Annotated in this window: 18 protein-coding genes; 13 read left to right on the top strand and 5 right to left on the bottom strand. The window is 36.3% G+C overall.

Annotated features, from left to right (window positions below):
• The first annotated feature begins 131 nt into the window (after positions 1-131).
• Complete coding sequence (locus PaeCFBP13512_RS04470) at positions 132-446, top strand: hypothetical protein (protein WP_137221471.1); 315 nt, start codon at positions 132-134, stop codon at positions 444-446.
• Positions 447-605: 159 nt separating this feature from the next.
• On the opposite strand, the gene PaeCFBP13512_RS04475 is transcribed toward PaeCFBP13512_RS04470, so the two are convergent.
• From PaeCFBP13512_RS04475 to PaeCFBP13512_RS04485, 3 genes are all read right to left on the bottom strand, one after another.
• Positions 606-1637, bottom strand: coding sequence for a PD40 domain-containing protein (locus PaeCFBP13512_RS04475; RefSeq protein ID WP_161594207.1), 1032 nt, complete (start codon positions 1635-1637; stop codon positions 606-608).
• Positions 1638-1813: 176 nt separating this feature from the next.
• Positions 1814-3334, bottom strand: a complete 1521-nt coding sequence (locus tag PaeCFBP13512_RS04480) for a sensor histidine kinase (RefSeq protein WP_241669281.1) — start codon at positions 3332-3334, stop codon at positions 1814-1816.
• Complete coding sequence (locus PaeCFBP13512_RS04485) at positions 3331-4017, bottom strand: response regulator transcription factor (RefSeq protein ID WP_137221478.1); 687 nt, start codon at positions 4015-4017, stop codon at positions 3331-3333. The genes PaeCFBP13512_RS04480 and PaeCFBP13512_RS04485 overlap by 4 nt, the downstream gene beginning before the upstream one ends.
• A 372-nt stretch (positions 4018-4389) precedes the next feature.
• On the opposite strand from PaeCFBP13512_RS04485, the gene PaeCFBP13512_RS04490 reads away from it, so the two are divergent.
• From PaeCFBP13512_RS04490 to PaeCFBP13512_RS04530, 9 genes are all read left to right on the top strand, one after another.
• The gene (locus PaeCFBP13512_RS04490; RefSeq protein ID WP_069327799.1) at positions 4390-4830 is read left to right on the top strand and encodes an SMI1/KNR4 family protein; all 441 of its coding nucleotides are present in this window, start codon (positions 4390-4392) and stop codon (positions 4828-4830) included.
• Positions 4831-5000: 170 nt separating this feature from the next.
• On the top strand, positions 5001-6047 hold the full coding sequence (gene add, locus PaeCFBP13512_RS04495) for an adenosine deaminase (RefSeq protein WP_069327800.1): 1047 nt from the start codon (positions 5001-5003) through the stop codon (positions 6045-6047).
• A gap of 190 nt (positions 6048-6237) precedes the next feature.
• Positions 6238-9414, top strand: a complete 3177-nt coding sequence (locus tag PaeCFBP13512_RS04500) for a type 2 lanthipeptide synthetase LanM family protein (protein ID WP_137221480.1) — start codon at positions 6238-6240, stop codon at positions 9412-9414.
• A 42-nt stretch (positions 9415-9456) separates the two neighbouring features.
• Positions 9457-10218, top strand: a complete 762-nt coding sequence (locus tag PaeCFBP13512_RS04505; protein WP_241669282.1) for an ABC transporter ATP-binding protein — start codon at positions 9457-9459, stop codon at positions 10216-10218.
• A gap of 35 nt (positions 10219-10253) precedes the next feature.
• Positions 10254-12299, top strand: a complete 2046-nt coding sequence (locus PaeCFBP13512_RS04510; protein WP_137221482.1) for an FtsX-like permease family protein — start codon at positions 10254-10256, stop codon at positions 12297-12299.
• Positions 12300-12532: 233 nt separating this feature from the next.
• On the top strand, positions 12533-12670 hold the full coding sequence (locus PaeCFBP13512_RS04515; RefSeq protein WP_137221483.1) for a type A2 lanthipeptide: 138 nt from the start codon (positions 12533-12535) through the stop codon (positions 12668-12670).
• 117 nt (positions 12671-12787) lie between these two features.
• Complete coding sequence (locus tag PaeCFBP13512_RS04520; RefSeq protein WP_083243493.1) at positions 12788-12925, top strand: type A2 lanthipeptide; 138 nt, start codon at positions 12788-12790, stop codon at positions 12923-12925.
• Between the two features lie 485 nt (positions 12926-13410).
• Entirely contained in the window at positions 13411-14637 is a 1227-nt protein-coding gene (locus PaeCFBP13512_RS04525) for a sensor histidine kinase (protein ID WP_161594208.1), read from the top strand.
• Positions 14615-15226, top strand: coding sequence for a response regulator transcription factor (locus PaeCFBP13512_RS04530; RefSeq protein WP_137221487.1), 612 nt, complete (start codon positions 14615-14617; stop codon positions 15224-15226). The genes PaeCFBP13512_RS04525 and PaeCFBP13512_RS04530 overlap by 23 nt, the downstream gene beginning before the upstream one ends.
• A gap of 11 nt (positions 15227-15237) precedes the next feature.
• Here PaeCFBP13512_RS04530 and PaeCFBP13512_RS04535 read toward each other — a convergent pair whose 3' ends face one another.
• Positions 15238-16764 (bottom strand): hypothetical protein, encoded by a 1527-nt coding sequence (locus PaeCFBP13512_RS04535; protein ID WP_137221489.1) that lies wholly within the window; start codon positions 16762-16764, stop codon positions 15238-15240.
• A 114-nt stretch (positions 16765-16878) separates the two neighbouring features.
• Here PaeCFBP13512_RS04535 and PaeCFBP13512_RS04540 point away from each other — a divergent pair, with 114 nt between their 5' ends.
• The 3 genes from PaeCFBP13512_RS04540 to PaeCFBP13512_RS04550 all read left to right on the top strand — a co-directional run bounded on the left by PaeCFBP13512_RS04540 (position 16879) and on the right by PaeCFBP13512_RS04550 (position 19645).
• A complete protein-coding gene (locus PaeCFBP13512_RS04540; protein WP_137221491.1) occupies positions 16879-17094 on the top strand; it encodes a hypothetical protein in 216 nt (71 codons plus the stop codon).
• Between the two features lie 532 nt (positions 17095-17626).
• Entirely contained in the window at positions 17627-18487 is an 861-nt protein-coding gene (locus PaeCFBP13512_RS04545; RefSeq protein ID WP_069327808.1) for a Cof-type HAD-IIB family hydrolase, read from the top strand.
• Positions 18488-18730: 243 nt separating this feature from the next.
• Entirely contained in the window at positions 18731-19645 is a 915-nt protein-coding gene (locus PaeCFBP13512_RS04550) for a methyl-accepting chemotaxis protein (protein ID WP_083243495.1), read from the top strand.
• A 91-nt stretch (positions 19646-19736) separates the two neighbouring features.
• Here the strand turns inward: PaeCFBP13512_RS04550 and PaeCFBP13512_RS04555 are convergent, their stop codons facing one another.
• Positions 19737-20057 (bottom strand): hypothetical protein, encoded by a 321-nt coding sequence (locus tag PaeCFBP13512_RS04555; protein ID WP_137221493.1) that lies wholly within the window; start codon positions 20055-20057, stop codon positions 19737-19739.
• Positions 20058-20259: the final 202 nt, after the last annotated feature.

The following is a 20259-nucleotide window of genomic DNA, read 5'->3' on the forward strand; positions in this document are numbered from 1 at the left end:
TATCTATTTAATATATAAATATAAACACAAAAAATTGCTGGGAATAAAATAAATATTTATTAGAAAATGTTATCTATTCAGAACAAAAGAGGTGAAGCATGAGACTATTCATCATAACTTGTTGCATACTAGTGTATTCATTGTTTTTAATAGGATGTAGTGCTCATTTAGATCAAACCAATTCTTATGCAGCTATTATTAATTATAATAATCAACAATATTTAGGTGGACAATCTGTAGATATCAAGCAGTATACAAATATTCAGTCAGTCGGTGAAATTGTACAACGAGTCGATGCAGAGGTTTATCCATCAGCACACCTGATGTCTAACGCTGTAGATAAAGGTACAAAAGTATTCGAGACATCAGATCATAATTTGTTAATTAAGCAATTGAATGGAGAGTATCAATTATTTTGTCCAGATGACAGTGGAGTAAAAGGGTAATAGTTCACAAGTGGATATTCTGACGGGTACAAGAACTCATTTGAGAAGATAAAGTAAACTCTGAGGCATGTATATCTCATATTGTGAATCAAATCATATACAATAAATCATAAAAATAAGCTAAAGCCACACATCGATCACGATCATGTTGGCTTTAGCTTATTTTTCTATTCCTATAATATACGTCATGATTCCGTTGCTCTCATCATACATAGACAAACTTTTACCTGATGGGTTCCATTGGATCGAAGCGTTGGAATCTTGGATTTTAGAGAAAACAGGGGTTGTTTTACCAGTAACTTGATCGAAAATATACAACCCGTTCATCCCTTGTTGATTCACCTGATTGATTGCAAAAGCAAGCATACGGCTATCTGCGGACCATACACTATGACTGATTAAGCTTCCTTGCGCTAATGTCCCTTTCACATCACCTTGCGGATCAATAATGATCAGCTTAGCAGGTTCAGTTGTATTCCATAGGCGTTGTTCGATTGCTATACGTTTGCCATCTGGAGATACAGTAAAGGTTCTCACATTGCTAGCAATCGCAGTCATAGTAGGTTCTGATTGATTAGCGTATTGTACCAGCCGATAGACATGAGTATCTGAACCTAAAAAGTAAATCACTTTACCGACCTTCTTTACATTGTCGATTCTATCCTGTGGTTGCATAGAATAGGGTAGAACAACATCGGAAGAGTGACCGTTTAGATCGATTAAGCGTATACCGCCACCGATTTGATCTGTAATTAAGTGTTCATTGTCTGCCCAGCTGACGGTGTTGGTAATATCCAGTCTACCGATAGATGTGACTTTGCCTGTAGATACTTCCCAAATATAGCCTTGAATCTCATACGGATCACCATCTACACCTTCTGTGAAAAATACATGCTGACCATCTTGAGAAGTTAGTGCAAGATATTGAGGTGATGTGCGATCAGGTGTAAATAATTTCTCTTTAGCTGTTGTTATATTATAAATATACAGCCGATCTTTTTTGTTAATAATCAGTTCGGTATCGGATAACCATGTACGTGCATACCGATTTTTCAATGGATCTACTGTGGAAAGAAGCACTTCGTCGGCTTTTTTTTGCGTAGATGTATCCAGCGGTAACACGGTAAGTTGTGGTTCTGATGAGCGAAGTCCGCCTGTATGGGTTAACGGACTACATGCACTAAGTAACATCATGAATAGGATACTACTAATCAGCAAGTACATAGAATCTCGACGATAGAATATCTTTATTTTTTTCACAAAAGAACATCTCCCTTATATGATCGATGTCTTTACTATAAGGTGCAGACGTTTCGTAAATATATCGAATTGTATCCAAGTTGTAAATAATAGCTTGTAATCGTGCATTACAAAGGAAGTTCCAATATAAATACAGTTCCTGATGGATTCGATTGCTTAATATACAATTGACCTTGCAAACGTTCTGCTAGGCGGCGGGCAAGAGGAAGACCTAGACCTGTTCCACTACCTGTACGTGCACGGTCACTGCTTAATGTAGCATACGGTTCGAATACATTGTCCCATTGATCTTCGGGAATGATAGCTCCTGAGTTGGCAATACGAATGATCGTTTTGTGATCATCTAGCGTATTTGATAGCTGAATCCAACCATGCTTCCGATCATTATATTTCACCGCATTATCTAACAAATTCAATAAAATATGCATAAGATGCTTGGGATCGGTAATCATGTTCACCGACACCGTCTGCACTTGTAGATCAATACCTGAAGTGGATGCTTTACCACGTGTACGTTCTGCTACATCTTGAAGTAGTTCATCTAACTGTACCGTATGCAATTGCAATTCAAAATCATATTTCTCAAGCAACGATAAACGTATCGAATCTTCAATCAATTCAATCAGACGTTTGGTTTCTTTGGCAATACTTTCGCTCGCTTCTTGCACTAATGAAGGATCATCCCCATACATATGCAACAAATCGGCATACGCTTGAATAGAGGTGACAGGTGTTTTCAATTCATGACTGATATTCCCGATAAACGCTTTTTGCAATTGTTCCAGTGCTGTTAATTTGGTAACAGCTTGTTCCAGCTGTTGTTTTTCATTTTCCAAATCGTTCATACTTTGAGCAATCATATGTCCCATCTGTACAATACCTTCGCCAAGTTGCCCTAATTCGTCTTCACGAGTAAAAAGAGTTGTCTGAGCAACAGGATATTGACCTTGAGCTATCGAAATAGTCTCCTGAGTCAGTCGCTCAATATCTGTAGTCTGCTTGCGAATATACAACCATCCGACGATAAAGCTGATCATCAACACAGACAATCCTATCCAGAGCAATAAATGTACAATATCTTTATAAAAGGCTTGCTGTTCTGCGATTGAAAGGTGAAGTTGTGCCACTCCAAGTAAACCGTTCGGCCCTTGAATGGGAGACAAGTAAATCACTGAAGAACCTGCTGTAATATAAGCGATTTGACCTTTTAAAGCATACGTAAGTGCCTGCTCTACAGGGGCTTGAGGAGCAAGAGGTAAGGAATCACCGACTAATTGTCCTTTAGCATCGTATAACACAATCCGCATATTACTTGATATTCCCAGATGACCTGCAAGTTCTGTCGCTCGTAATTTCATAAATAACTTGGGATCGGAAGGATTGCTAGCTAGATATTCTTGCCGTATTGTAAGCCCTACAATTTCACTTTGACGTTTGAGTGTGTTTTCAATTTGGTTCTTCTGATTCGATTGAATCCCGATCAGTATTAGCGTACTTAATACACCTACCGTAAATAAAAGCAAAACCGCTAAAAGTAATGGAAATTTCCAACGTAAACTCCATCCGCGTGATTGAAATAGATGTGAACGTGTAGTTGGTTGAGCATTTTTAGATGCAGAGCGCTTCACGATAAATGTTCCGCTTTGTAGCCTATACCATAGACGGTTTGCAGTAAGGCTTGGTGTGGCTCTATTTTTTTACGTAATCGCTGAATATGAATATCGATTGTTCGTGTTTCTCCCAAGTAATCCATTCCCCATACCAGTTCTAGCAGTTCTTCGCGTGTATAGACACGATTGGGATGCGCAATAAGTAGAGCAAGCAAGTCGAACTCTTTCGGTGTAAGTTCTATTGGCTGCTGATCAACTAACACTTTACGACTACTGGTGTACACTTCAACTGCTCCTAATATTGAAGGGGCATCGTTAGCCGAAGGTGTGCTTTCTCGTTCCATACGTCGTGCTAATGCTTTGATTCGGGCAATTAATTCACGAATATCGAAAGGCTTAGAAAGATAATCATCTGCACCCATTTCTAGACCTAATATTTTGTCAATAATATCGGACTTGGCAGTAAGTAAGAGAATACCAATACCTTTACGATTATTCAGCTCACGACAGACGCCATATCCATCAAGCTTAGGCATCATTACATCAAGTACAATAACATCAGGCTTGAAAATGTTTGTTTTGACAAGTGCATCTTCACCATCTATAGCTGTTTCTACGATAAAATGTTCTCTTTTCAAAGCATAAGCAATCGAGTTACGGATACTTTCTTCATCATCTGCGATTAGTATTTTTTTGGACATAAGTGTAACCCTCTCTTTATTCAATGTTTCATTATTATATCGGAAATAGTATGCAATAGATTTCCTAATGCAAACAGTATAACAGACATTGCTTTAACCTCGCAGGTCGTTACTAGAACAGATATATTACTGTATAACAAAGGGTTAGAACCATAACATGACACCAGTGGCAGGTATAGTATTTTTACCTATAGTTTCTGAAGTAATTAATGAAGCTAATCATCTTGTATTAGATACCATTGTACTTATAAATATAGCAAATACGGTATGTAGATCATGACTTATGCTGATGATTAGATGCAAGGGTCTGTATAGTTATACTATAATAGAAGATATCGCTTATATCCGTTATCCAAATAAGGAGTGTTGACTATGGAATTAGAATTGTCTCAATTAGGATCTTGTGAATTTTATCCACCGGCTGAAAATAGTACGATCCGTGATGCAGAGAAATGGATGAACACTACATTTCCCAAAGCGTTAAAACAACTATGGAAAAAAAGTGATGGTTTATATACCGATGAAGGTGTACTGATCTATGGAGCAGAACAAATTGCTGAACGTAATCAGACATGGGAGACAGAACTGTATGCAGAAGGGTATGTAGCTGTAGGCGACGATAGTGGAGGTAAAGTATTAATTATGCTTGCTGAAGCAGGAGCCAAAGATGTATGGATTGTGGATGGTGGGAGTATGAGCCCTGATGATGGTATGCATGTCACCGATCATTTTATTCGTTGGGTGAATGAAGGTCTAGAACTGGGCGAACCTGAAGAAGATGAATACATAGACGAAGATGATGATTTAGATTAAGTCATCTTTTTCCCATCGCAAATGAAATATAAAGTTATACCTCTTCTTATATGTCATTTAATATAACATTAAATAATTAAAAGTATACTTTATTTCATTTATATGTTATATTAATGAACATTTAAATGACGTATTTTTAATTATTTAAACATATAGAGGAGGATATAATAATGAGCAATCATCTCAACGGTCTTGATGTGTCTTCTCTACCCAAAATAGATTTACATGTTCATCTGGATGGAAGCTTGCGTCCGCAGACTGTACTGGATCTGGCAGAAAGTCATGGTGTTGAACTGCCAACAACAGATAAGCATGCGTTACTTTCTCATATGCAGGTCAATGAACATTGTAGTAGTCTGCAAGATTACTTGAGCAAATTTCATTTTACAACTCAATTTTTGCAAACAGCTATAGCGTTAGAGCGAGTCGCTTTTGAAATTGTTGAGAAAGCGATGGGACATCGTTGTAAATATATCGAGATTCGGTTTGCTCCTCAATTGCATCGTGAACGTGGACTATATACTGAAGAAGTGATCCATTATGTACTTGCAGGTCTTAAGCGTGGTGAACAACAGTTCGGTGTAAGAGCACGGGGGATCGCGATCTGCATGCGTAATCACAGTTATCAACAAAATATTGAAGTGATTCATGCTGCTTCCAAATATATAGGCAAAGGTCTCGTTGCTGTCGATTTGGCTGGTGATGAAGCTTCATATCCACCTGAATTATTCCGTGATATTTTTGCCGCTTCTCATCGTAGAGATATTCCGGTTACGATTCATGCAGGGGAAGCCGCTGGAGCAGCTAATATTTATGAAGCGGTATCCAATCTGGGAGCGACTCGAATCGGTCATGGAGTACGTCTACAAGAAGCACCGGCAATTATGGATATGATGATTGATCGTCAGATTCCGCTTGAAATGTGCCCGGTGAGTAATATTCAGACCAAAGCCGTCTCTAACTGGGAAAGTTACCCGATTCGTGATTATTTTGAACGTGGATTGATGATTACGGTGAATACAGATAACCCTGGTGTATCCGGTACAAGTATGACCAAAGAATACAGTATTCTAGCTGAACGCTTTGGATTTACAGCTTCCGAATTAGGTAAGATCGCTATGAATGGAGCGCATGCTGCTTTTCTAGAAGAAAGTGAAAAAGCGAAGTTAAAGCGAGAATTGCGAGCAGAGTTTGCTAATCTTGGCATTTCAGTATGAGATGAAACGAATGATAACGATGTAGAGACTTTCCTGATGTTGATGGAAAGTCTTTTTTGTGCGTTCTTTTTGAAGATGCAGTGTAGGATTCGCAAGTGTGCGTGCAATACTCAATCCAAGTTACCTGATCATGATTATAATAACTTCAGAAAGAAATAGTTATCATCTAACATAAAGGGGACGAGTACCAATGACCTTATTAGATATCTGCAAATTAAAAACAGCCACTTATCTGCAAGAGCGAATGATCACTGAACCTGTATCTACCGCATCTATAACCAATGAAGCCTTAGAACAATGGACAGAGTATATTCAGTTACCTGTCCAGTATAGACATGCGTTTTTGGAAAGCTATAGCAAATCCGAACAAGAATTCAATTCGTTAACCCATCCGTTAGCTCCAGACATTGTATTAGAAGATCAACAGGAGTGGATCGATGATCTACAGCAATTAATGAGTGATTTTAATGCAAATGAGAGTATATTATATGCGGTCAAAGGACATATTCCTACCGAACATCCTTACTTATGTTTTACATATCCTTTTTTATACTGGATGCAACAGATGATTGATATGGATCTGCCCCAGACACCCAAAGTAGATCAACAAGCGATTCAATCGGTTATTTTGGAAGCCACCTTACAGACAGTACTTAAATTATCAGTAAAAGTCTTAACTGTAGAAATTAATAAGCTGAGCAAGCATTCATTACTAAAGGGGGATACTCCTGAAGCAAGATATCAAGATTTTTGTACGCAATTACAACAACGTCAGTACTTTACACAGCTGGTATATGAGTATCCGACTATGTTTCGCATGATTATAGAAGAAAGTATGCAGCAGAAGAATTTCTTACTTGAAGCTGTAGATCATTTAATGTCTGATTTTAATCAGATTCAAGCCGAGTTTGGATTATTGGGCGCTTTAACAGGCATAGAAATGAATAAAGGAGACAGTCATTGTGGCAAGAAAACAGTGTTGATCTGTGCATTTGAACATGGCAAAGTGGTCTATAAACCAAAGCCATTACAAGTGAATAACCATGTGAATCAGATCATTGAGTATATGAATAATCATGGACTAGAGTATCCAATCAAGCCATTGCCTGTAATCGCTTATGAAGATTATGGATGGCAAGCTTATATCGAACAAGTGAGTAGTACATCAGAAGCGGAGATTGAAGAATTATATTACAAAGTAGGTGCTTATCTCTGTTTATTACATGTGCTTATGGGAAGTGATATGCATGCAGAAAATGTAATTATGTCAGGCAATAATCCATATTTTGTAGATTTGGAATCTTTATTTCAAGGATATGATAGTCAAGATTTACAGGAAGAGACTGCTTACAAAAAAGTGCTCTATGCTATTAAAGATTCAGTTATTCGTACTTGCTTATTTCCAGCCAAGTTGGATAAACAGTCGAATCTGGATATTAGCGGTCTTACCGGTACAGGTGAAAAAACGATTGCTAAAGGAAAATTTGCATTTGAACATAATTATACGGATCAGATCAAGTTGGTTCGTACCCGTTATACCACTACGCACAAAAAGAATATTCCTTTGCTCCATGGAGTAAGAGTAGATCCAAGACAATACGTGACTTCAATTGTGAAAGGATTTGAACAAGCCTATCAGATCATCTGTCAGAATAAGCTTGATTTTATAGGACAGCATGGACTCATCCGAAACTTTGCCAAAGATAAAGTCCGTACGATTGTTCGTAATACCAGTGATTACAGTACATTATTAAATGCATCTACCAATCCTAATTATTTGATAGATGCTTTATATCGCAATCGTTTATTTGATCGGATGTGGGCGATTTCTAGTCGGAATCACCGTTTATTACCTATTATTCCTGCTGAAATTTATGATTTGCTGCATATGGATATTCCGTACTTTTACTCCTATGTTGATCATACATCGATCTATGATAGTCGTGATCTGGAATACGAATATTTCCATCAAGAAACATTGTTAGATCGAGTCATACTACGTATAGAAAATATGGATGAACAGCATGCAGATCAATCATTTCAAGTACAGATGATCAAGACTGCATTAGCAACGCCGATCAAAAAGTGGGATCTCAAACAATACAAAAAAGATTATCGTGAGACAGATCATTTGGAACGGAAACCAGCGTATTATTTTATTAAAGAAGCAACCCGAATTGCAGATGAACTGATTGCTCTTAGTACCACTACCACCGATTTTGACGATATTAGCTGGCAAAATGTAACGATCGGCAATGATGAACAGTGGATTATCAATCCGTTAGATAATTCTTTATATGAAGGATTACTTGGAAATGCCATCTTTTTCGCTATGATGTATCAAGTGACCGAACAAGCACGTTATCTGGATGTAGTAGAAAAAATTCTTGTAGCTGTCAATCTAGATACGATGTTGTACAACAAACCACAATCGTTATCTGCTTTTACCGGGGAAGCGAGCTATGCGTATAGCTATTACTATCTGGGGATGTTGTTAGAGCGTCAAGAGCTTAAAGATCAAGGGATACAGCATATTTTACATTGTGGGACAAAAATAGCGGAAGATGATCAATATGATCTGATGGCAGGTTGTGCAGGAACACTTCTTGTAGCACTGCAAATATATCAGGATTGTTTGAAAGATGAAGTGTTGTCGATAGCGATTCAATGTGGAGAACATCTGATCAAGCATGCCACTCAAGTCAACGACTATAGTATAGGCTGGCAAAATGCGATTGGTGATGGAAGTGTACTCACAGGTATGTCACATGGCAATGCAGGAATAGCATGGGCATTAGCAGAGTTATATGAAGAAACCCGGATCGAGACATTCCGAAATTATTCCAATCAAGCCATCGCTTATGAACGAGGACTGTATTCTATAGAGGAAAATAATTGGTTTGATCTACGCAATCGTCAACATCGTATTCAAAAAAACTTTCCAGAGCCTGTGAATTGGTGTCATGGTGCGCCAGGAATTGGTATGGCAAGAGTCAAAATATTTAATATTATTGCTGAACAACAAACAGGTATTGAGATTAAGCGAGCGATTCAGAAAACACTTCAAGAAGGATTCGGAGGTAGCGATTGTCTATGCCATGGATCGATGGGGAATATAGACCTGCTATTGTTATCTGCTCAACATCTAGGTCAATCGGAACATCTGGATATCGCTCAACGTATTGTCGGTGATCTGGTGAAGAATGCTCAAGCAGATCAATGGTATAGTGGTATTCCGCAGACTGCTCAAGTGCCGACTCTAATGATTGGCTTAGCAGGTATTGGATATCAACTATTGCGTACTATAGACCCTTATCATATTCCATCAGTACTGACACTGGAATTACCTCATCAATCCCAAGTATAAATAGTTAAAGATATTCATTTCAACCATAAAGGAGAATAGATGATGACTAATAATGCTGTACTCATCGCCAAAAATATTGTCAAATCTTACGATCATGTTAAAGCACTAAATCAGATATCGCTTGAAGTCCAAAAAGGAGAATTTGTAGGCATTATGGGTTCCTCAGGCTCAGGCAAAACAACATTATTAAATGTATTGTCTACGATTGATCATATTTCAGATGGAGAAATTTTTATTGATGGGACAGAGATCAGTCGATTGAATGATAATCAGACAAGTGATTTTCGCAAAGATTATTTAGGGTTTATTTTTCAAGAATATTTATTATTAGATAGTTTAACGATTCAGGAAAATATAGCAGTTCCTTTAACATTACTCAAAAAGAAACCAGCTGAAATTGAAGCGTCGATTCAAGCATTAGCCACACGTTTTGGTATTGAAAATCAGTTACACAAATATCCGAACGAATTGTCAGGTGGACAACGCCAAAGAGCCGCGGCAGCCAGAGCCATGATCAAAAATCCAAGTATTTTATTTGCAGACGAACCGACAGGTGCGCTTGATTCTAACTCTGCTCAAGAACTATTAGAAAAGCTTAAAGAAATTAACGAAGAGTTACACACCACGATCTTAATGGTCACTCATGATGCGTATTCAGCAAGTTATGCTAATCGAATTATTATTTTAAAAGATGGTCAGACGATCAAGCAATTACACAAAGCTCAAAAAAGCCGTCAAACTTTTTTTGAAGAGATATTAGAAGAAATTGCTGCTCTATCCAATCGAACACTTTCCAGTATATAAGATTAGGATAAAAGATGATTAAAGGAGGTCTATAAGTGAGTTTGCTCCGTATTGTACAAAAGAATTTGAAAAAAAATCTATCATTTTACTCTTTATATTTAGGTTCAGTTGCTTTTGTACTGATGATTTTTTACTTTTCTATTTCTTTTGGAAGTAATGATCTGATTCTGTCTCGCTTAATGGGGGATAATAAGTTACAAGCGATGATTAAAGTGGTATTACCTCTACTTATGGCTTTTGTGTTGTTTTATATGTCTTATTCGAATACTTTTTTTATGAAGCGAAGAATGAAAGAATTAAGTATTTATGCATTGCTTGGTTTTAATAAACGTAAAGTCATTTGGATTCTATTTTTAGAAAATATTTTTATTTGTTTGCTGGCACTCGGTATTGGTATTATAGTGGGTGGTATTGTGTATATCGTATTGATTCAGATCGTTATTCAGTGGCTTGGTGTTTCTTTGGATCAGTCTAATATTGTATGGTTTAACAGTGATGCAGTACTGATGACCAGTTCTTTTGTTGTACTGGCACTAATCGTTTTGTTATTTTCTAATTATCGATTTATTCGTCAGCATACACTATTGGATCTGGTCAAAGTGGAAGGTACACGTGAGAAACCGATTCAACTTAAATTGTGGAAAGCGATTGTCGGTTTTGTTGCTCTTGTCGCTGGATATATACTGGCACTTGATATCAAAAGAGGAGCCGATTCGTTATGGGTGACGATTGGATTTGCACCGTTATCCATGTTGACGTTTATACTGGTTGTTGTCGGAACGATTCTGTCTATCCATTCTTTTTTGCCATATACGTTAAATAAATTAAAAGCCGCTAAACATTCTTTTTATCGAGATACCATGATTATTACGATTCCTCAATTTGTACAGCGGATTACTAGCAATTCGAGAACACTTATTGTCTCTACGTTAATCTCTGCTACAGCATTAGGATTATTGGGAGCTGGGGTTATTACGTTTTATTATCCTGTTAAAGCGATTGAACGGACCAACCCAGCTGCTTTTGAATTTCCAATGCAAGATGCGGTATTGACGCAAAAGGCTTTGGCTATTGTGAAGCAACAAGCAGACGCAGATCATATTCAATCCAAGCAGACTACCGTATTGGAAGTGCAATCATCTTCAAAGAATTTGCCGTTTGAGTATAGTGCTAAAGAAAAAGCAGGTTTTGATCTGATCTCCGCATCGGATTATCAACGTTCTTTGGTATTACAAGGTGACACTCCCAATATGAATGATCTAACCGGCAATCAAGCAATTTTTATCAAATACAATCAAAATAATGTAGATGAACGTGGCAAAGTCTATACATTAACCCCTCCACAAAGCAAGCCGATTGATGTGGATGTTAAGTACACCACACTTGAAAATACAATCTCTTTCGCAAATAGTGTAGGTACATTAGTATTACCGGATGCTTTGTATCAGCAGATTCAAGCCACAGGCGTACCTTCACGTCAGATTATGAGTATTTACGGTGATGGATTACGTAGTGACGCTGTTGTTCATGCACAGTTGAGTCCACTTTTTGCAGACAATGTTTATTTTCAAAGTGCGATTGGAAAACGAACGGTCTTTTTACAAGCGAACAGTTCATCTTTATTAATTAGTATTTTTGCGAGTACGATCTTTTTAATTTCGACAGGTAGCATTTTGTACTTTACTAATATTTCGAATACGTATTCCAAAATTAATGATTTTAGAATCTTAGAAAAGTTAGGCTATCGTAAATCGAAAATTAAAAAAATCGTCAATTACCAAATTTTTATCACGCTGATTATTCCATATATTCTGGGTAGTCTTCATAGTATTTTTGCTCTAGAATGCTTCAAGACATTAATGCCTAACTTGATTGGAGATGCCAGTGCATTCTGGTTACCAGAGATTGTAGCAATCGGTATATTTACAGTAATCTATGGAGTGTATTATCTAATCACTCAGTATTCTTCATATAAAGTCATCTGGGGTCGTGCAGTTAAACCACGTACGATAACGCAACCTCCTGATTCTAAAGAATATGTTTCATCGTATGGAAAGCGCCGTGCACGTAGTTACAAATAGTTTCCTTATAATTTTACAAATTATATTAATTAGTGATTAGATCTAAAGAAGAAACACACAGTACTTGTGTGTTTCTTTTTTTGTTATATTGATGCAAATCATCTAAACTGACCAAATTATTTTAAATAAATAATAAGATTGCGCTTTTTACTCATTCTAAAATATGTAATTATTGTTATTTTTAGTATGTAATTATTGATAACTATAAATGATGCAGGGAGGAGGCGTGCTATATGAAAGAATTATTTGTAGATTTGTCAGCAGTGGAAGATATTACAGAAGCTGAGTTACAAGCAGCAGTAGCTCCAGACGATGGATGGATTACAACTTTGACAGACGATTGCCCGAACTCCATTATTGTATGTTGTTAATTTTATGTTGTCAGGCGAGGAACTTAAAGGAATATAGCAGTTTACTGCATACTTACACACTTGAGATCAATATGGTTCAAAGTGATTCACCAATACAATCCTAAGGAGTGTTTAAATATGAAAGAATTATTTGTAGATTTGTCGGCTGTTGAGGATATCACAGAAGCAGAATTACAAGCAGCAGTAGCTCCAGGCGATGGATGGATTACAACTTTGACAGATGATTGTCCTAACTCTATTATTGTTTGTTGTTAAGTGACCAAATAATAATAAAGAATACAGAGCCGATATCTTATGATATCGGCTTTACTTTTTTTTACAAATAAATGGTATATTATACAAGTGGGATAAAATTGCTAACGACAAAGTGTAGAGAGGTATTCTATATGCATGACAAATACATAAAACAACAATTATTTATCCTTTTTAATCAGACAGTAGTCATTATTTTTTTATATTATCAATATATTCAGCATCTGAATAATAGTATCTCAAATATGATGTCGCTAGTTGTAATATCAATTGCTATCTATGTATTATCTTATATTAAAATGACAAATTTGAATGGGAGTATGATTTTAAATCAATTTGCTAATTTATTATTATTATATTCTTGGCAAATTCTTTTGATGTTTGGAAAAGATCCACTCTTTTATTATATAGTGATCTTTTTAAATGTAATTGTGTCCTATACATTATTACGTTTTTTGTTACGATTTATTTTTCAAAATTCTGCTTATATGCATAAAAGGCAAGTCGATTGGATATTAAAAGTAATCTCATTATTCACGTTAATTTCGATTTATGATAAGCAACTCTATTCCATCATGTTTTTCTGGCAATGGGTGATTAGTGGAATTCTAATTGCAGTCACGGTATTTAAAAATAAAAAACGAATACAATTTTTTCTGAACAAACAATCGAAAAGTCTAACGTATGCGCTAATGATGACGGCTATTCCTTTTGGAACATATATTTTATTTATGGATAAAGCAAAAAATGTGTTCACCAATCTCGTATTCTACTTTATTTTTATTTTTCCTTTATATGCGGTATACAGTATTGTACAAAATAATGTTAAAGGATTTATACAACTTACACAGCTTAGTACATGGAACAAATGGCTGATGATTGTGGTATCTGTTATAGGTGTTGGCTTGATCGGTCAAGTGTTCGGGGCAGGGCCTTTGTTTTATATGATCGTTTTTCATTCGCTAATCTGGTTATTGATTTTTTACTATCTATTGTTGTACAAACAAATTAAGCAGTCTTTAGAAGTCACACAAGCAACAGAGCAGAAGCAATACGATTCTTATGTGAGTCGAGTAGCGCAGGTGGCCAAAGAAGAACAACTTAAAAAAGAATTTTCTAATTATCTACATGATGAGATATTACAAGATTTATTGGCAGTCAAAAATATGATGAATAAGTCTAATAAAGCAGAAGTACAGCAGATGATCACAGAAACGTTAACTGAACTAAACAAATCGATTCGCAATCAGATGCAAGAGTATCATCCAACCTTACTCAGCTCATTAACACTCAAGCAAAACTACGAGAATCTACTGCAAATTATAAAAAAAACGTATGCTCATCAACAGATCAATGTTTCGTTTACCTGCAAAGATGATCTGTTTTTAGTTGAACCGTATCACTTTATTTTTTACCGTCTGATCAAAGAATTAACAACTAATGCGTTCAAACATTCACATGGAAGTCAGATTTGGATCCAATTAACACAGCATCTGGAGCAGATTGAGTTAACGGTGGAAGATGATGGGGTAGGGCTAGATCCTACTGAGTATAAGCATAATCAAGGGCATCGGGGATTGCATTCGATTCAAGAACAGATTGCCTTGCTAGAAGGTGAAATGAATTTTAGTATGCGCAAGCCGCATGGATTAAAGATTCAGATTATCTTGCAAATGAAGGGAGAACATTCGTATGAATATTTTATTAATCGATGACCATATATTATTTGCCAAAAGTTTGGAAATCGCTTTTGAAGATTATCCAGAAGTGAGTACATTTCGATCGGTACAAGAAGTAGCAGATGTCATGACGATGATTGAAGATAAGCAACCGGACATTTTATTAGTAGATATTAATCTAAGCAATATTAGTGAGCAAGATGGATTGATTGTAGCTGAATCGGTATCGAAAAAGTATCCTGATTTGAATATTGTGATTTTGACAGGATTTGACCTGCCAGTCTATCGTTATGAAGCGAAAAAAGCAGGAGCACGTGGATTTATCAACAAAAATGTATCTCCTGATCAGTTGTTACATATCCTACTTCATATTCATGCAGGCTGTACATATTTTCCCGATGAAGAAGAAGAGATCGAGCAACTGACTGAGCAAGAGACCAAAATTTTGCAAATGTTAAGCGATGGGTACAAAAGAGAAGAAGTAGCCGATACACTGTTTATTAGTAAACGTACGGTATCTAATCATATTCAACATATTTTTGATAAATTGCATGTCAGTTCAGCATTAGAAGCAGTAACCAAAGGGATCAAATTAGGTTATGTCAAAACGTATAAGCAATCATAATCAAAGGTTGATTAAAAATCCCGTAACTTATCAAACAGTTCGTATAAACCATCTTTATCTACAAGTAATTTACCTTGCTCACCTAGTTGTTGTTGCAGTTCTGTTAACAGTTCTTCTAACACAGCGTAGATTTCTTCACGCTCTATTGTTTCAATAATGTGATTACGCCGATCCATTTTGTTAAACGTTTCTGTATATTCAGTGACCATCTTTTCTAATAACGAATATACTGTATCTGCCTGAATCGATGCATCGATCATACGTGTAGTAGTAAGCATTTTTTTATAAGATTGAGCAGCTTTCTTAGCATTGGCAGCCGAAATATGTTCACGTCCATCCCAATCACGGAAAGGATTAAGTAAATTTTCAGCTAGCCATTCTGGTTTACGAGGTTTGGTGATCCAGAGATCCAGCCCGAGAGTAGCAGCTTTTTTGTATTTCGTTTTGACCGATTTGGCTACATTGGCTGGAATACTGCTCATCCATAACGCCGATAACTTGGGTAACTGCTCAGGAGATGGGAACTCATCTGCTTCGAATCCGAATAGATCATCTGTGTTCAAAATTTGCAAATGAGGTAGTTTTGCTAGATTTTGTATATGATGTACAACACCTGGCTTGCCTGATACTCGCAGTTCGGTCAAATAAGGAAAGCGCTCCACTATAGTGTTGATATCTATCTCTTGTATACGAACTAGAGATAGTCCGGCTAAATGATCTAGACCATGAAACTGGAAAAAATGGTTCCAACATTGTAAATCAATAAATCGTCCATCAGACACACTATGAATATGCAGATCAGGAGAAGGTTCACTATTGAGCATAAAATGTATAAGATCATCATTAAGATAAATAGTAATAAGATGATCTGGTTCTAGCATCAAACGATTTAAATGGCTGTGCCTCAAATCAAGTTCAGTCACTATCGAAGATTTCCATTGTAATTCATGAATAAGAGGATTCTGGTTGATATAGTGTGCCAATTCTAGTGTACCTTGTTCAGTCTCAATCGATATCAGACAAGGAAGCTTGTCCAATTCAGAGAAGTCTTCTATCTTTTGCAAGATCATATCGTTAATTCTTGTCGTATTTTGAGGTAGTGTCTGACCCCCTACGACTACTTCGATATCTGGAGAAGCCGATTTGAATAGGTTTCTTTTCGTCACATCAATACGTTCCCAGCGACGTTGGTTATGGATGCTATTGCCGATATACCAACCTCCAGCGTAGCTCGTTACTTCTTGATCCACTAGAGGAGGAATATTCCCTACAAATGAGTATTCCGGAGGCACATTGGCACTCACATAGTTATGATCAAATCGATCACTCCAAAAATAAAAGTTGCACACTAACGGCTTCATGGTATGTAAAGTATCTTCATCAGGCAGTGTATCTCCTGTCCAGTCTAATTCTAGAATAGCGGCTAGTGGAGATTCTTTTGGAGATGATCCTTCTTTAAGATGAGTGACCTGACAGGCTACATATTGCTGTAGCTTTTGAGAAAAAACACAATAGATATCTCCAACTTGAGGTAGCATCATCTTTTCCTTTCGTGTATAAATATAGAATGCATGGATTGTACTCAGTATAGCAAAAGCATTTCAGTAATACGAACAATATCTTATGAAAATGAGTAGATTATATAGACCAGATTGATCTATAAATTAATCGATGAAGTTTCACTTCAAGCTAACTTTGGTATGCAAGATATGGCACTAATCTTGAAGCAACTGTCTTCACGCATTGTAGAAGATATTCTTCAAGAAGAAAGCGAGCAGATTGCTTCATTCGATCTCAAAGAGATTCGTAAAGTGATCGGTAAGCAGTTGCCGGCATTGATAAAAGAGGTTATAGACGCTAAAAAGTAAGAGGAGAACACGATGCTACTTTTTCAATTCCAAAAGAATGACGGGCTTCAGAATGCTACTCAACCCTTAGAGATTGTCATATGCAGTTGATCAGCAAGCCGAACTCATTTTAGAACATGAAGAATGTTATTAGCTGAGTTTAGAATCTATCTTTGAAATGCTAGAGGTATACTGTGAAAATATGAAAATATCAATAAGAAAGACCACTCTTTGCATCGAAAGAGCGGTCTTTTTTATATTAAACGTTATGATGCGCTAGAAATTCATCTTTTGTTGCTTGTGATTGATGTTAAATAGGTTAGATTCAGAATACTAACAAGGTGAGGTACTACGTCCAAAACAACAAATACTACCGAAAAGATCGGAAAATCACTATAACGTAGGCAAAATATCCGATATGCTAAATAAGCTTAAAGTAAAGTTTTTAGAAAAAACATGAAAAATAGAAGCAATACTAGAATTACAAGGCATATTAACTTTGTTCGTAATATACTTTTCAATACATTTTTTTATACATTATGGAGGTTAAATCATGACAGAAAATACTCGCCAAAAAATAGTCTTTATCGATATAGACGGCACACTGGTAGACGATGATGGTCATATTCCTCTTTCTGCACAGCAAGCTTGTCAACAAGCACGTAACAACGGACATTTGCTTTATTTATGTACAGGACGATCTAAAGCTGAGATTTACGATAGTATCTGGGATATCGGATTTGATGGACTGATTGGAGCAGGTGGAGGTTATGTGGAGTTTGGAGAAGATGTTTTGTACCACAAAAAGGTGACAGCAGAAGATGTACGACATATGGTCGATTTTTTCAATACTCATCAGATCGACTTTTATCTGGAATCCAATTCAGCATTGTATGCAAGCGCTAATCTTCAGCCCCATTTAGAACGACGGATCTATGGCGATATTGAGAATGATCTGGTAGCACGAGCCAAAAAAGAATCTCAACCTCATCCTTTTATCACTGGCTTAACGTATGGTGAAGCCAATCTGTACAAAGATGATGTCAATAAGGTCTGTTTTCTAGAAAGTGCTACGATTCCTTTTGAACAGATTAAGCAAGAATTTGAAGGGAAGTTCCAAGTGATGCAATGTACTGTTCCGATATTTGGCGAAGGCAGTGGAGAGTTAGTTATCCCTGGGATACATAAAGCATTAGCGATAGCAGATTTACTCGAACATCTGAGTATGTCGCGTGAAGACACGATTGCTATTGGAGATGGAATGAATGACGCTGAGATGCTAGAGTACTGTGCAATCGGGATAGCGATGGGAAATGCCAAGCCTGCGCTTCAAGCGTTAGCAGATGATATTACAGCGACTGTAGAAGAAGATGGTCTGTTTCTAAGTTTTCAGAAATACGGACTTCTTGGATAAGAGTCTCTATAAACATGAAAATATAAATCATATTAAAGAAGCAACAAGAGTGAGATCAATGTTAAACTCTGTTGCTTCTTTAGTTTGTTCTCAAAATTTATTATTTTTGACTTTTATCCGATATACATAAGTAATACTTAATTGGTTAATTTTGCACATTAGATTAATATTTACTATGAAATAAAATAAAAACTTTATACAATAATAAGTATCACGCTTGTACACATACATTGGAGGGAAATCATGAACGAAATGAGTCAGCTTGAAATGGTGACAGACGAACTAGTTATACGCACTCTACAGGATAATTTGGCTATTATCCGTTTTGGGACGAATCGTAAAATTGCTTATGTTAATCCTATTTTTGCAGAAGTCGTTAAATATTCGCCAAATCAAATGATTGGCATGCATCATAAAAATTTATGTTTTCCTGAATTTGCGAATAGTATAGAGTATGAGAAATTCTGGGATAGTCTATTATCTGGAGAAACATTTCACGATAAAATAGAACGCAAAGATGCAAAAGGGAATGCAATCTGGCTAGAAGCAACTTATATGCCGGTATGGAATAAAAATAGAAATGAAGTTATTGGTGTTACCAAAGTGGCTACAGATATTACCGAGCGTCAAAGCGATCTTTCTTGTGTCGTGGATGATCTCCAAAAAACAGCACAAGCACTTAATATTCGTTCATCCGCAGGGATTGAGCACAGTCAAGAACTACTAAAAAGTATGAACACCATTGTAGAATCATCGACGACGAATACAACCACACTTATTAATTTGCAAGAACAAGCATTAGAAATTCAAGGGATTGTACAGACGATCCGTAAAATAGCCTCTCAAACTCATATGTTGGCTTTGAACGCAGCGATAGAGGCTACACATGCAGGTGAATTTGGACGAGGATTCAATGTGGTTGCCAGAGAAGTACGTAAACTGTCTTCAATGGTACAAGACTCCATTATAGAAGTGAAAAAAAGTGTAGATTCAATGAGTCTAGAAGTGCAGAAGATTTCTAATGGCACAGACGATGTACGACAAAGTGTGCAACAAGGGCAAGAGCAAGTCAATACAGCAATGAAAGCTTTTACAGATATTGCTTCATCCGCTCAGGTGCTGGATATTCAAGCGCAAAAAGTAGCTAAGATTATTTGAGAAGATAATAATTATTAAATTTAAGTGACTAATATATGATTCGAATAAAAAAGGATGTAAAGCATTTAGCTTTACATCCTTTTTTATAAGATTAATTCTGATAGTTTAAGCTTACTGTTCCATAATAGACTCCGATCCATGAAGAGCCACTTTGATAAGAATGATGGAAATAAACTGTACCTGCATATGCTCCACCTGAAACTGCTTCATAATAAAAATCACTATTATTAAAAACATTTACATTATTCGTAACATATTTTACACCTTGTTTAGTAGGTACTAAACTAGGAGATGATGATACAGAAGATGCAATAGAATTTGATTCGGTTACTGTAGATGCAAAAGCAGAAGTAGAAACAAATGAAAGTGAAACAGTTAGAGCAGAAAGAGCAATTAATTTTGCGATTTTCATAATTTTTCCCCTCTCAATATCAAAATTGGAATACATTTACATTTTATAATTAATAGTATTAAAAGTAAAGTTTGTAAAAAAGAAGTATCATATTTTCATTCAAGAATTATTGTAATAATTAATATCAAAAAAAGAAGATTGTATCACCTTGGTTAATATAGCATCTATACAGGTTAATTCATTATAAAAGTTTGATTTAGGA

It is taken from the genome of Paenibacillus sp. CFBP13512 (assembly GCF_005233705.1).
In the GTDB taxonomy this organism is placed as follows: Bacteria; Bacillota; Bacilli; order Paenibacillales; family Paenibacillaceae; genus Saccharibacillus; species Saccharibacillus nuruki.